The organism is Pseudonocardia sp., from assembly GCF_035305885.1.
In the GTDB taxonomy this organism is placed as follows: Bacteria; Actinomycetota; Actinomycetes; order Mycobacteriales; family Pseudonocardiaceae; genus Pseudonocardia.
In genome coordinates this window covers 36,605-50,059 of record NZ_DATGOP010000080.1, presented here as the reverse complement: position 1 = coordinate 50,059, position 13,455 = coordinate 36,605, and the positions used below count along the sequence as shown (strand labels likewise).

Genomic DNA, 13,455 nt, shown 5'->3' with positions numbered 1-13,455 from the left:
TTGGGAGTTCCGATGTTCGACAACCTCGGCGCGGCGCTCGGCGATGCCATGCGCATGGTTGCGGTCTTCATACCGCAGCTGCTGCTCTTCCTCGTCATCCTCTTCATCGGATGGCTGATCGCGAAGGGGCTGCGCAAGCTGACCGACACCGTCCTGGAGCGCCTGCACTTCGACCGCGCGGTGGAGCGCGGCGGGATCGGGCAGGCCCTCGCGCGCTCGCAGTACGACGCGAGTGATCTGATCGCCATGGTCGTCTACTACGCGGTGCTGCTGCTCACGCTGCAGCTCGCGTTCGGCGTGTTCGGGCCCAACCCGATCAGCGACATGCTGGCGGCCATCGTCGCGTTCCTGCCGCGGATCGCGGTGGCGATCATCATCGTGGTGATCGCCTCGGCCATCGCGGCCGCCGTCAAGGACCTCGTCTCGAGCGTCACCGGCGGGCTCTCCTACGGCCGCGTGCTCGCGAACATCGCCTCCATCTTCATCATCGCCCTCGGCGTGATCGCGGCGCTGAGCCAGATCGGGGTCGCGGTCGCGGTCACCATGCCGGTGCTCATCGCCGTGCTGGCCACGGTCGCCGGCGTCCTGATCGTCGGCGTCGGTGGCGGCCTCGTGCGGCCGATGCAGCAGCGCTGGGAGCGCTGGCTGGAGCGTGCCGAGCAGGAGGCGCCGATGGCGAAGGCCCACGCGCAGGCCTACGAGCGCGGCCGCGAGGACGCCGCTCGCCCGGCCACGACGCCGGCCGAGGCCACCGACCCCGTCGGCACCCGCATGGACACGGCGGCCGACCAGACCACGGACGTGCGCAGGCCGTAAGAGGAAGTCCGACGAGCACCCGGCGGGGCCGGAACCCACGAGGGCCGGCCCCGCCGTGGCCCTGTCTCGTCCCCGAGGGAGTCAGCCCAGCAGGCGGTCCGGGGTGATCGGCAGGTCCCGGACCCGCACCCCCGTCGCGTGGTGCACGGCGTTCGCGATCGCCGCCGCGACGCCGGTGATGCCGACCTCCCCCACCCCGAGCAGGCCGAGCGGGGTGGTCGGGTCCGGCTCGTCGAGGTAGGAGACGTCGATCGGCGGTACGTCGGCCTGCACCGGCACGTGGTAGTCGGCCATGGTCGCGTTCACGATCCGGCCGTTGCCCGGGTCGACGAGCGTCTCCTCCGTCAGCGCCGCCCCGATCCCCATCACGATCCCGCCGCGCAGCTGGCTGGTCGCGGTCTTCGGGTTGATCACCCGCCCCACGTCGAACACCGCGACCCAGCGCGTCACGCGCACCTCGCCGGTGTCCTCGTCGACCGCGACCTCGCAGAAGTGGGCGCCGGTCGCCGCGCGCACGTGGCGGCGCTGGTCGTCGACCACGCCGGCGAGGAACCGCACCTGGTTCGCGACCCGCCCCACCGCGCTCCTGGCCCCGACCCGTCCCTCGAGCGACGGGCGGCCCGCCCGGGCGAGGATCTGCGCGTAGGTCTCGCCCGAGCCGTCCGCGGCGAAGAGCCCGCCGTCGCGGGCCGCCAGCTCGTCGAGCCTGCGCCCGCGCAGCGGCGAGCCGGGCGCGCGCTGGGCCAGCGCGAGCGCGGACCGCTTCAGCTCTTCGCAGGCCCGCAGCACGCTCGCGGCGACCGTGGCGGTCTGCCCGGAGCCGCCGGCCATCGGCCCGGTCGGGAGCGCCGAGTCGCCGTGCTCGACGGTGACCGCCTCGACCGGCACCCGAGCGCGTCCGCCGCGATCTGGGACTGCACGGTGCCCGCGCCCACGCCGATCTCCTGGAAGGCGCAGCGGACCAGCACGGTGCCGTCCACGCCCAGCCGGACGGTCGCGTCGGCGGTGAACTGGATCGGCATGTGGAACGCGGTGGCGACACCCCAGCCGAGCAGCCGCCTCCCGTCGCGCATCGACCGGGGCCGCGGCGGCCGGTCGGCCCACCCGAACCGCTGCGCGCCGCGGGCGTACGCGGTGCGCAGGTTGCGGTGGGTGAACGGCTTGCCGCTGACCGGGTCCCGCTGGGGCTCGTTGCGCATGCGCAGCTCGACCGGGTCGATGCCCAGCTCGCCCGCCAGCTCGTCCATCGCCGACTCCAGCGCGAACGACCCGACTGCCTCTCCCGGCGCGCGCATCGCCGAGTTCGGCAGCGCGTCCAGGGTGGCGCTGCTGTGGCGGATGAGGATGTTCCGGGCCGCGTAGAGGTGGCGGGACTGCGACCCCACCGGCTCCGGCCGGCCGCCGACCCGCCCGACCTGCGAGATCCCGGTGTGCACGAGCGCGGTCAGCGTGCCGTCGCGTTCCGCGCCGAGCGCCACGCGCTGGACCGTGGGCGCGCGCCCGCCCACCGTGCGGTACACCGCCTCGCGCGACAGCGCGAGGCGGACGGGACGCTCGGCCACCCGCGCGGCCATCGCGCACAGCAGGGTGCCCGCCCAGATGAAGCCCTTCCCGCCGAAGCCGCCGCCCACGTTCGAGGCGATCACCCGGACCCCGTCGGCGGGGACGCCGAACCGGAGCGCGAGGTGCCTGCGCACGAACTCGATGGCCTGCGTGCTGTCGTGGACGGTGAGCCGGTCGCCGTCCCAGACGGCGGTCGTGGCGTGCGGCTCGATGGCGTTGTGGTTCTGCGGCGGGGTGGTGTACCGGCGGTCGACCGAGACCGGGGCGGCGGCCAGGGCCTGCTCGGCGTCGCCCTTGCGCCCGCCGTCGGGGATGATCGGCAGCCCGCGCGCGGGCACGGCCGAGTCCTGCGCGGCGCGGAAGTCGGTGACGGCGGCCGTCGGGGCGTAGGTCACCCGCACCCGCCGGGCGGCCTCCGTCGCGGCCTCGAGGGTCTCCGCGACGACGACCGCGACCGGCTCCCCGTTCCAGTGCACCTCGTCGCTGCCCAGGTAATCGACCGTGGTCCCGGACGCCATCGTGGACAGGTCGAACGGGTTGATGCGGGTCGGCGCCGGCTTCAGCGCGGGCGCGTTCCGGTGGGTCACGACGGCCAGCACGCCGGGCACCGCCTCGGCGTCGGCCGTGTCGATGGCGCTGATCCGCCCGCGGGCGATGGTGGCGTGCACGAGCGTGGCGTGGGCGAGGTCCGGGTACGGCCGGTCGGCGGTGTACTCGGCCGCGCCGGTGGTCTTGACCGCGCCGTCGACGCGGTCGATCGCCCGCCCGACGGCGGGCCCGGTGACCGTGGTGGGCGGGGTGGCCGTGGTGGGCCGGGAGCGCTCCGGCGCCTGGGTCATGCCGCACCTCCCTCGGCGAGTCGCCCCCCGGCGAGTTGTCGCAGCGTCGCCACGATCGTGCGCTGCACCAGCTCGACCTTGAACGCGTTGTCCGGCCGGGGGGCGGCGGGCTCCAGCTCCGCCGCGGCCGCCCGCCGGAAGGTCTCCTCGGTGGCCGGCGCGCCCAGCAGCACGGCCTCGGCCTCGCGCGCCCGCCACGGGGTGGTGGCGACGCCGCCGAGCGCGAGCCGCACCTCGGCGACCCGCCCGTCGCGGACCTCCAGCGCCGCCGCCACCGACACCAGCGCGAACGCGAAGGAGGCCCGGTCGCGCACCTTGCGGTAGTGCGAGTTGCGGGCCAGCGGCGCCGCGGGCAGCTCGACCGCGGTGATCAGCTCGTCGGGCGCGAGCGTGGTCTCGACGTGCGGCGTGGCGCCCGGCGGCCGGTGCAACTCGCAGAACGGGATCCGGCGGGTCCCGCGCACGCTCTGCACCTCGACGACCGCGTCGAGCGCGGCCAGCGCCACCGCCATGTCGGACGGGTGCGCCGCGATGCAGTGCTCGCTCGTGCCCAGCACCGCCGCCCCGCGGTGGACGCCGTCGAGCGCGGCGCAGCCGGACCCGGGTTCCCGCTTGTTGCAGCCGACCGCGTGGTCGCGCAGGTAGGGGCAGCGGGTGCGCTGCAGGAGGTTGCCGCCGACCGTCGCCATGTTGCGCAGCTGCCCCGACGCACCGGCGAGCACCGACTGCGCGAGCACCGGGTAGCGCGAGCGCACCCGCTTGTCCGCCGCGAGGTGGCTGTTGCGCACGGTCGCGCCGATGCGCAGCCCGCCGTCGGGCAGCTCGTCCACCCCGGCGAGCGGCAGCGCGGTGACGTCGACGAGCGCCTCGGGGCGTTCGACGTCGGCGCGCATGAGGTCCACGAGGTTGGTGCCGCCGCCCAGCGGCCGCGCCCCGGCCGCGACCGCGTCCAGCGCGGCGGGCAGGTCGGGCGCGCTGACGTAGGAGAACGGTCTCACCGGACGCCCTCCCCGGCCACGGCCTCGATCGCGTCGACGATGCCCTCGTAGGCGCCGCAGCGGCAGAGGTTGCCGCTCATCCGCTCCTTGATCTCGGCCTCGGTCAGCGGGATGTCCTCGGCGGACACGTCCGGGGTGACCACGCTCGGCATCCCGGCGCGGTGCTCGGCGAGCATCCCCAGCGCCGAGCAGATCTGGCCCGAGGTGCAGAAGCCGCACTGGAAGGCGTCCTCCCGCACGAACGCCTCCTGCAGGGGGTGCAGCCGGCCGGGCTGCCCGACGCCCTCGATCGTGGTGATGTCCCGCTCGGCGTACTGCACGGCGAGCGCGAGGCACGCCGCGATCCGCTCGCCGTCCACGAGCACCGTGCAGGCACCGCAAGCCCCCTGGTCGCACCCCTTCTTGGTGCCGGTCAGCCCGAGGTGCTCGCGCAGGGCGTCGAGCAGGCTGACCCGCGGGTCGAGGTCGAGGAGCTCCGTGGTTCCGTTCACGCGCAGCTTCACCGGGATCACGGCGCCACAATAAGGCAACGCCGTTGTCTTAACAAGTCAACGCCGTTTCCGTATTCGGCGGGTTAGGGTCGTTCGCGATGACCACGAAGGCCGGCTTCCGACGCGCCCGGCGCCCCGAGCAGAAGCGGCAGCGCTACGCCGCGATCCTCGACGCGGCGCGCGAGCTCGCCCTGCGCGAAGGGGTCGGCGTGGTGAGCCTCGCCGACATCGCGGCGCGGGTCGGCATGCACAAGTCGGCGCTGCTCAAGTACTTCGAGACGCGCGAGGAGATCTTCCTGCGGCTGGCCGAGACGGAGTTCGCCGAGTGGTCGGCGGGCGTGCTCGCGGCGCTGTCGGTTGCGGACCGCGAGCCGCACGAGGTGGCCGACGTGCTGGCCGGCTCCGTGGCCGACCGGCCGCTGTTGTGCCAGCTGCTGCTCTTCGCCCCGCTCACGCTGGAGCGCAAGGTCTCGCCGGACGCGGTGCGCGCGTTCAAGCTGGCGATGAGGGCGTCGATGGAGCAGGTGGTGCCCGCGCTGCAGCGGGCGATCCCCGCGCTCGACGCGGAGGGCTGCCACGACCTGGTCATGACCACGGGTGTCATGGCCGCGGGGCTGTGGCAGGCGGCGCACCCGTCACCGCAGGTACAGGCCCTGTACGCGGAGAACCCGGAGCTGGCCGCGGCCCCGGACTTCCGGGAGTCGATGGCCCGGTTCGTGCGGACCTACCTGCGCGGCCTGATGGCGGGTTGAGCCCTCAGGCCTCGAACAGCGGAGCGGGCGTGCGGTGCCAGCGGTCGTCGCGGCTCAGCGCACACACGGCGAGCACGCGGACGGTGAGCCAGTCGGCCCGGTGCCAGTGCTCCCCCACCGCTGCGCGCAGCTCGGCCGCGGTGGTGCCGGCTTGATCGAGCAGGCCCTTCGCGTAGCCGGCGAGGAGGACGACTCCCGCGGCGGCCGCCGATCCCTCGACGCCCAGCAGGAGGATGTCGCGCACGGCGGCGGCGTGCTGGTCGACCGCCGCCATCAGCGCCGGCACGGCCGCGGCAGCAGCCAACCCGGCCTCACCCAACTGGTCCATCAGGCCGGCCAACCACCGCTGAGCGTGATGATCGGCGACGCGGTCGAACAGTCCTGACACGGCTGAGCAGGCTATCTCCCCCGATCGGGCGGGGGGACCCGCCCGTGACCAACCCCGCAGTGACTACCGAGGGTTGCAGCAACCGGTGGTCAGAGCCAGATGCCCGGCCCGCCGAACGGCCCCCGTGCCTCGCGGCCCGCGTCGTTCTCGGTGGGGGCGACGGCGTCGGCGGTGCGCAACAGCCACCAGACCGACCCGAACGCCGCCACCACGACCACGGCGAACACCGACCCGGTGAGGGCCACGAGGCCGAGCACGATCGAGATCATGACCCATTCCGGCACCGTCGTCTCACCGGGACGGGCACACGGGTCTTCCCCTGCGTCGTGCCGGCGCACGGCTTCGGCGAGCTGCTGGTCGTCGTCAGCGGTCCACTCCATGCCGCTCACCTCCCTGGTCGGGGGTACCCGCAACCACCTACCAGCCATGCGGCCGCTTCGCATCCGGCAACCGGGGGAGTAACCCAGAAGTGTTACCTGCTGGTCACGCCATCGCTCCCCGGGCGTCGAGATGACCGGCGAGCGAGGCGGCCGCCGCCTGCAGCAACGGCACGATCCGCTCGACCGCCGCCCAGGTCAGGCGCGTCTCGGGCCCGGAGACCGAGAGGGCCGTCGACGCGGGCCCGCCCGGCACCGCGACGGCGACGCAGCGCACACCCAGCTCCTGCTCCGCGTCGTCGACGGCGTAGCCCTGGGCCCGGATGCGCTCGAGCTCGCGCTCGAGCCGGTCCGGGTCGGTGATGGTGTGCGGGGTCTGGGCCGGCATGCCGGTGCGGGAGACGATCGCGCGGGCCTCGCCGGGCGGCAGCTGGGCCAACAGCACCTTCCCCACGCCGGTGCAGTGCACCGGGACGCGCCTGCCGACCTCGGTGAACATGCGCATCGAGTGCCGCGAGGGGACCTGCGCGACGTAGACGACCGCGTCGCCGTCGAGCATCGCGAGGTTGGCGGTCTCCCCGGCCTGGTCGACGAGCTCGGTGAGCTGGGGGCGGGCCCACTCGCCGAGCATCCGGGACGCGGCGTCGCCCAGTCCGATCAGGCGCGGGCCGAGCGCGTAGCGGCGGGACGGGAGCTGGCGGACGTACCCGGACGCGACGAGCGTGCGCACGATCCGGTGGATGGTGGGCAGCGGCAGGCCGGAGCGGGCGGCGAGCTCCGACAGCGCCACGGCGCCCCCGGCGTCGGCCATGTGCTCGAGCAGGGCGAACGCGCGGTCGAGGGACTGCACGCCGCCACCGCGGTCCGGCCGGGTCACTGCGCCCACCGTGTTCCTCCTGCGTGATCCTGGCCTTCCAGGTTAGGCGCTCGCGGTCACTCCCCGGTCCAGGTGGGACGCTCCTTGCGGGCGAAAGCGGCCACCGCGGCGGCGAAGTCGCGGCTGCCGTACACCCGCGCGACGATGTCGTCGCCGTCGGGCAGGCCGGCCCGCCGCAGCCGCGCGAGCGACTGCTTGGTCGCCCACATCGACAGCGGCGCGTGCGACGCGAGCGTCGCGACCGTCTCGTCGAGCGCCGCGTCGAGCGCCGCGGCGTCGTCGACGAGCTGGGTGACGAACCCCGCGGCGTGCACCTCCGCCGCGTCGAGCAGGCGGGCGCGCAGCAGCATGTCCGCCGCCCGCGCGCGGCCGAGGTGCGCCACCAGCAGGGCGACCGTGTCCATCGACAGGCAGTTGCCCAGCGTCCGCGCGATCGGCACCCCGAACCGGGACGCCGCGGTGGCGATCCGCAGGTCGCAGGTCGCGGCGAGGGCGAGCCCGCCCCCGACGCAGTAGCCGTCGACCGCGGCGACGGTGGGCACCGCGGTGTCCTCCAGCCGCCGCAGCACGCGGGTCATCCGCTCCTCGTACTCGACGCCCGCCGCACCGTCGAAGCCCTCGAACTGGCCGATGTCGGTGCCGGAGACGAACGCCTTCCCGCCCGCGCCGCGCAGCACGAGCACCCGGATGTCCGGGTCGGCGTCGGCCTTCTCGCAGGCCTCGTGCACGCCCTCGTACATCGCGAAGGTCAGGGCGTTGTGGGCGTGGGGGCGGTTGAACGTGACCCGCAGGGCAGGCCCGTCCCGCTCGACGAGGAGGTCGCTCATGCGCTACAGCCAACCCGGGAGCACGAGCAGGATCCACGTGACGATCGGCGCGACCACCACCATCGCCATGCCCCACTGGAGCAGGCGCCGGTAGACGTAGTCGCGGTGCTCCTCCGGGGAGTTCGCGACGGTGAGCGCGCCCGACGTCGAGTACGGGCTCGAGTCCACCACGGACGAGGAGATCGCGAGCGCCGTGATCACCCCGACGGCCCCGATCTGCCCGCCGAGCAGGAGCGGCACGGCGAGCGGGATCAGCGCGGCGAGGATGCCGGTGGTGGAGGCGAACGCCGACACGACGGCGCCGATGAAGCAGATCAGCAGCGCGGCGATCACCGGGGAGCCGATCGCGGCGACGCCCTCCCCCAGCACGTCGATCGTGCCGTTCTCCTCCATGAGGTTGACGTAGGTGGCGACACCGCAGACCAACAGCACCGTCGGCCACGCGACCTGCGCGACCGCGCCCTTGTAGGCGTTCGGCGCGACCAACGAGAGCAGCACGGCCGCGGTGACCGCGAGCAGGCCGACGTCGAGCTGGAAGCCCAGCGCCCCCACCGCGACGCCGAGCAGCGCCACGAGGGTGAGCGACCGGTTGAGGTCGAGCGTGGTGACCGGCGCGGGCTCGCCGTCGGTGAACCCGGCCCCGGTGGCCCCCGTCGTGCGGCTCGAGGCGGCGCCGGGGCCGCCGCCGGGTGCGACCTCGTGGGCGGGCGCCACGGCGGCGTGCTCCGCCACCCGCCCGAAGAGCTCGCGGCCCCCGAACAGGAAGAACATCACGACGTTGAGCAGGATGTTGAAGATCAGGCTGCCGAGGAACAGGATCAACGGGTTGCCCGGCAGCCCCGCCTCCGCCACCACGCCGTTGGTGATCCCGCCGAAGATGCTGATCGGCGAGAAGCCGCCCGCGGTGGCCCCGTTGATGATCGACAGACCCATCAGCACGGGGTTGATGCGGTGCCGCACCGCGAGGCTCAGCCCGACCGGGGCGATGATCGCCACGGCGGCCGGCACCACCGATCCGGCAGCGGTGAGCACGGCCGTGACCGCGAACATGATCCAGGGGATGAACACGATGCGGCCGCGCACGCTGCGGACCGCCTTGTGGACCAGCCAGTCGACCGTTCCGTTGGCCCTGGCGATGGCGAACAGGAACGTGACGCCGGCCAGCGTCACGAAGAGGCCGCCGGGGAACCCGGCGAAGATACCGTCGGCGATGTCGTCCGGCGTGCCCTCCAGGACGATCGAGCCGATGATGAAGGCCGCGACGAGCGCGATGGCCCCCAGGTTGATCGGCAGCAGGGTCGCGATGACGAACGCGACCACGAGCAACAGGATCGAGACCACGTGGATGGTCATGCGCAGTTCCTCACGGCAGCGGCGGCGGAGGGGGGCGTTCCGCATTGCGGAAGATTGCTTCCGGACGGAGTATGGTTCGACCCACTCGGAGCGTCAACCCGGGACATCAACTGGAGGTCCGCGTGCACATGACCGGAGGGCGTCACTTCCTGCAGATCCCCGGCCCGACGAACGTCCCGGACCGGGTGCTGCGGGCGATGGCCGCGCCGACGATCGACCACCGCGGGCCTGAGTTCGCCGAGCTCACCAAGGCCGTGCTGGAGGCGCTCCAGCCGGTGTTCGCGACGTCCGGGCCGATCGTGATCTACCCGTCGTCGGGGACGGGGGCGTGGGAGGCCGCCCTGGTCAACACCCTGAGCCCGGGCGACCGCGTGCTGATGAGCGAGACCGGGCACTTCGCCACGCTCTGGTCCGAGCTCGCGCGCCGGCTCGGGCTGCAGGTCGACCTGATCCCCGGCGACTGGCGCCACGGCGCCGACCCGGCCGAGATCGCCCGCAGGCTCGCGGCCGACGAGCGGCAGGAGATCAAGGCCGTGTGCGTGGTGCACAACGAGACCTCGACCGGCGTGACGAGCCGCGTGCCCGAGGTGCGCGCGGCGCTCGACTCGGTCGGGCATCCGGCGCTGCTGCTCGTCGACACGATCTCCTCGCTGGGGTCGATCGAGTACCGGCACGACGAGTGGGGCGTCGACGTCACGGTCGCGGGCTCGCAGAAGGGCCTGATGCTGCCGCCGGGCCTCGGGTTCAACGCGGTGAGCGAGAAGGCGCTCGCCGCGAACAAGGCCGCCCGGCTGCCCCGCTCCTACTGGGACTGGGGACCGATCATCGCCGCCAACGAGCGCGGCTTCTACCCCTACACCCCGGGCACCAACCTGCTGTTCGGACTGCGCGAGGCGTGCAGGATGCTCACCGAGGAGGGGCTGTCGAACGTCTTCGCCCGCCACCAGCGCCACGCCGCGGCCACCCGCGCCGCCGTGCGGGCGTGGGGCCTCGAGGTGCTCTGCGCCGACGAACGTGAGCACTCCGGTTCGCTGACCGCGGTGCTGCTGCCCGAGGGGCACGACGCCGACGAGGTCCGGCGGGTCATCCTCGAGAAGTTCGACATGTCGCTCGGCGCGGGGCTCGGCAAGCTCGCGGGGAAGGTCTTCCGGATCGGCCACCTCGGCCACTTCAACGACCTCACGCTCATCGGGACCCTCGGCGGGGTACAGATGGGATTGCAGCTCGCGGGCGTGCCGATCAAGCCCGGGGGCGTCGAGGCGGCGGTGGAGCACCTGCGGGAGGCGGCGGAATGAGTCAACTTCGACGGGCGCTCGACCGCGAGCTCGAGGGCGAGGTCCTCTTCGACGACTACACGCGCCACCTGTACTCCCGGGACGCGAGCATGTACGCGATCACGCCCATCGGCGTGGTCGCCCCGCGGCACGCGGGTGACGTGATCACCACGGTCCGCATCGCGCGTGAGCACGGCGTGCCCGTGCTGCCCCGCGGCGCGGGCACGAGCCTCGCCGGGCAGACCGTCGGGGAGGCGATCGTCCTCGACTTCTCGCGGCACATGAGCGCGATCGTCGAGCTCGACCCGGAGGCGCGCACCGCCCGTGTGCAGCCCGGCGTCGTGCAGGACCAGCTCAACCGGGCCGCCGCGCCGCACGGGCTGATGTTCGGGCCCGACACGTCGACGTCCAACCGGGCCACGCTCGGCGGGATGATCGGCAACAACTCCGCGGGCAGCGGGTCGGTCCGCTACGGGATGACGATCGACCACGTCCGGACGCTGGACGTGGTGCTCTCCGACGCGTCCACGGCCACGTTCGGCCCGGTCGACGAGGCCGAGCGGGCGCGCCGCGCGGAGGGCGACACCCTGGAGGCCAGGATCTACCGCGAGCTGCCCGCGCTCGTCGACGCCCACCGGGACGCCATCGCCACCGGGTTCCCGAAGTTCTGGCGCCGCGCGGGCGGCTACCGCCTCGACCGGCTCGCCGATTCCTTCGACCTGGCCCGCTTCGTCGTCGGCTCCGAGGGCACGCTGGTCGTGGTCACCGAGGCCGAGGTGGCGCTCGTGCCCAAGCCGTCGCGGACGGTGATCGCGGTGGGGCACTTCCGCTCCACGCAGGCCGCGATCAACGCCACCGAGGACGCGCTGGCCTGCGACCCGGCGCAGGTCGAGCTGATGGACCGCACGATCCTCGACCTGTCCCGCTCGAAGCACGAGTACGCCGCGCTCGGCTCGATCCTGCACGACGACCCGGAGGCGCTGCTGTTCGTGTCGTTCAGCGGCGACGACCCGGCGGAGCTCTCCGGGCAGCTGGACCGGCTCACCGCCCTGTGGACCAAGCACGGCCACGGCTACCACACCCTGCGCGCCGAGACCCCCGCCGAGCAGGCGGCCCTGCTGAAGGTCCGCAAGTCGGGGCTCGGGCTGCTCATGGCCGCGAGCACGGGCAGCAACCGGCCGGCCGCGTTCGTCGAGGACACGGCGGTCGACCCGAGCCGCCTCGCCGAGTACACCGAGCGGTTCGCGAAGGTGCTCGAGCGGCACGGCATGCGCGCCGGCTTCTACGGCCACGCGTCGGTCGGCTGCCTGCACGTGCGCCCGTTCGTCGACCTCTCCAAGCCGGAGGAGGTCGCGAAGATGCGGGCGGTGGCCGAGGAGGTCCGCGACCTCGTCGCCGAGTTCGGCGGCGCCAACTCCTCCGAGCACGGCGACGGCCTCGCGCGCAGCGAGTTCAACCGCAGCCTGTTCGGCGACGAGCTCTACGAGGCCATGCGCCGGGTCAAGGGCATCTTCGACCCGGACGGCCGGATGAACCCCGGCAAGATCGTCGACGCCCCGTCGATGACCGAGAACCTCCGGGAACCCGCGCTGCCGCCCCCGGGCCCGCTCACCACCGCCCTCGACTTCACGGTGGTGGCGGGCGGCGACCGCGGGATGCGCGGCGCCGCCGACCGGTGCCAGAACATCGGGCTGTGCCGCAAGGACGCCGCCGGCGTGATGTGCCCGTCCTACATGGCGACGCACCGTGAGGAGGACGCCACCCGGGGCCGGGCGAACGCGCTGGTCAAGGCGCTGTCCGAGCCCGACCCGCGCACGGCGCTCGGCGACGAGCGGCTGCACGAGGTGCTCGACCTGTGCCTGATGTGCAAGGCCTGCAAGAGCGAGTGCCCGCTCTCGGTGGACATGGCCACGCTCAAGGCGGAGGCGCTGCACCACAAGCACGAGACGAAGGGCATCCCGCTGCGCTCGCGGGTGTTCGCCGGGATCCGCGGGCTCAACCGGCTCGGCGCGGCGAGCGCCCCGCTGGCCAACCTGCCCAACCGCGTGCCCGCGCTGCGCAAGCTCGCCGCCCGCGCGATCGGCATCGCACCGGAGCGCCCGCTCCCGACGTTCGCGTCGGAGACCCTGCTGACCTGGTTCCACGGGCGGTCCCCGAACGGCCACCGGACGGGCTCGCGGGGCCCGCTCACCTTCCTCGGCGACTCGTTCACCTCCTTCACCGAGCCCGCCATCGGGATCGCGGCCATCGAGCTCTTGGAACGCGCCGGCTGGGACGTCCGGCTCGAGTCGAGCGGGTGCTGCGGGCGGGCGGCGTTCTCGAAGGGGATGCTCGACCAGGCCAAGCGGCAGGCGTCCGGGCTCGTCGACGCGCTCGCCGGCACCGAGGGGCCGATCGCGGGCGTGGAGCCGTCCTGCGTGCTCACCCTCGGCGACGAGCACCGCGCCCTGCTCGGCGCCGACGACCCCCGCGTCGCCGACGTGGCGGGCCGGGCGCGGCTCGTCGACGAGCTGTTGGTCGAGGCCATCGACGACGGCGCCCTGACGCTGCGCGACGACGCGTGGCCCGCGGGCAGGCGGATCCTCTACCACGGCCACTGCCACCAGAAGGCCGAGGTCGGCACGGCCGCCACCGTCGCCCTGCTGTCCCGCATCCCCGGCGCCGAGGTCGTCGAGGTCGACGCCGGGTGCTGCGGGATGGCCGGCTCGTTCGGCTTCGAGGCCGAGCACTACGAGGTGTCGATGCGGGTGGGCGAGGACCGGCTGTTCCCGGCCGTCCGCGCCGAGCCGGAGGGCACGGTCATCGCCGCGACGGGCGTCTCCTGCCGCCAGCAGATCGCGCACGGCACCACCCGCCGGGCCCACCACCCCGTGGAGCTGATCCGCGCCGCCCTCGCCTGA

The 13,455-nt window shown here is 73.8% G+C and carries 11 protein-coding genes and 1 pseudogene; 4 read left to right on the top strand and 8 right to left on the bottom strand.

The annotated features are described in order from the left end of the window. The first annotated feature begins 12 nt into the window (after window positions 1-12). A complete protein-coding gene (locus VKZ81_RS16745) occupies window positions 13-816 on the top strand; it encodes a mechanosensitive ion channel family protein (protein ID WP_324242506.1) in 804 nt (267 codons plus the stop codon). Between the two features lie 81 nt (window positions 817-897). Here VKZ81_RS16745 and VKZ81_RS16740 read toward each other — a convergent pair. The 3 genes and pseudogenes from VKZ81_RS16740 to VKZ81_RS16730 form a co-directional block, all read right to left on the bottom strand. After that, window positions 898-3,218, bottom strand: a pseudogene (locus tag VKZ81_RS16740) (xanthine dehydrogenase family protein molybdopterin-binding subunit). Next, a complete protein-coding gene (locus VKZ81_RS16735) occupies window positions 3,215-4,216 on the bottom strand; it encodes an FAD binding domain-containing protein (RefSeq protein ID WP_324242505.1) in 1,002 nt (333 codons plus the stop codon). Before VKZ81_RS16735 ends, VKZ81_RS16740 begins: the two are co-directional and overlap by 4 nt. Next, entirely contained in the window at window positions 4,213-4,728 is a 516-nt protein-coding gene (locus VKZ81_RS16730) for a 2Fe-2S iron-sulfur cluster-binding protein (protein WP_324242504.1), read from the bottom strand. Before VKZ81_RS16730 ends, VKZ81_RS16735 begins: the two co-directional genes overlap by 4 nt. Before the next feature lie 77 nt (window positions 4,729-4,805). Here VKZ81_RS16730 and VKZ81_RS16725 point away from each other — a divergent pair, with 77 nt between their 5' ends. Beyond that, window positions 4,806-5,459: a TetR/AcrR family transcriptional regulator gene (locus VKZ81_RS16725; RefSeq protein ID WP_324242503.1), complete on the top strand. Its 654-nt coding sequence runs from the start codon at window positions 4,806-4,808 to the stop codon at window positions 5,457-5,459. 4 nt (window positions 5,460-5,463) lie between these two features. Here VKZ81_RS16725 and VKZ81_RS16720 read toward each other — a convergent pair whose 3' ends face one another. From VKZ81_RS16720 to VKZ81_RS16700, 5 genes are all read right to left on the bottom strand, one after another. Then, window positions 5,464-5,847, bottom strand: coding sequence for a DUF6401 family natural product biosynthesis protein (locus tag VKZ81_RS16720; protein ID WP_324242502.1), 384 nt, complete (start codon window positions 5,845-5,847; stop codon window positions 5,464-5,466). 89 nt (window positions 5,848-5,936) lie between these two features. Then, the gene (locus VKZ81_RS16715; protein WP_324242501.1) at window positions 5,937-6,227 is read right to left on the bottom strand and encodes a hypothetical protein; all 291 of its coding nucleotides are present in this window, start codon (window positions 6,225-6,227) and stop codon (window positions 5,937-5,939) included. Window positions 6,228-6,330: 103 nt separating this feature from the next. Continuing rightward, the gene (locus tag VKZ81_RS16710; RefSeq protein WP_414709393.1) at window positions 6,331-7,035 is read right to left on the bottom strand and encodes an IclR family transcriptional regulator; all 705 of its coding nucleotides are present in this window, start codon (window positions 7,033-7,035) and stop codon (window positions 6,331-6,333) included. A 122-nt stretch (window positions 7,036-7,157) separates the two neighbouring features. Next, the gene (locus VKZ81_RS16705; protein WP_324242499.1) at window positions 7,158-7,928 is read right to left on the bottom strand and encodes an enoyl-CoA hydratase; all 771 of its coding nucleotides are present in this window, start codon (window positions 7,926-7,928) and stop codon (window positions 7,158-7,160) included. A 3-nt stretch (window positions 7,929-7,931) separates the two neighbouring features. Continuing rightward, window positions 7,932-9,281 carry an SLC13 family permease gene (locus tag VKZ81_RS16700; RefSeq protein ID WP_324242498.1) on the bottom strand — a complete coding sequence of 450 codons (1,350 nt, stop codon included), beginning with the start codon at window positions 9,279-9,281 and terminating at the stop codon, window positions 7,932-7,934. Window positions 9,282-9,409: 128 nt separating this feature from the next. Here VKZ81_RS16700 and VKZ81_RS16695 point away from each other — a divergent pair, with 128 nt between their 5' ends. Together VKZ81_RS16695 and VKZ81_RS16690 are read left to right on the top strand one after the other, a co-directional pair. Beyond that, a complete protein-coding gene (locus tag VKZ81_RS16695; RefSeq protein WP_324242497.1) occupies window positions 9,410-10,576 on the top strand; it encodes a pyridoxal-phosphate-dependent aminotransferase family protein in 1,167 nt (388 codons plus the stop codon). Then, window positions 10,573-13,455, top strand: a complete 2,883-nt coding sequence (locus tag VKZ81_RS16690; RefSeq protein ID WP_324242496.1) for an FAD-binding and (Fe-S)-binding domain-containing protein — start codon at window positions 10,573-10,575, stop codon at window positions 13,453-13,455. Before VKZ81_RS16695 ends, VKZ81_RS16690 begins: the two co-directional genes overlap by 4 nt.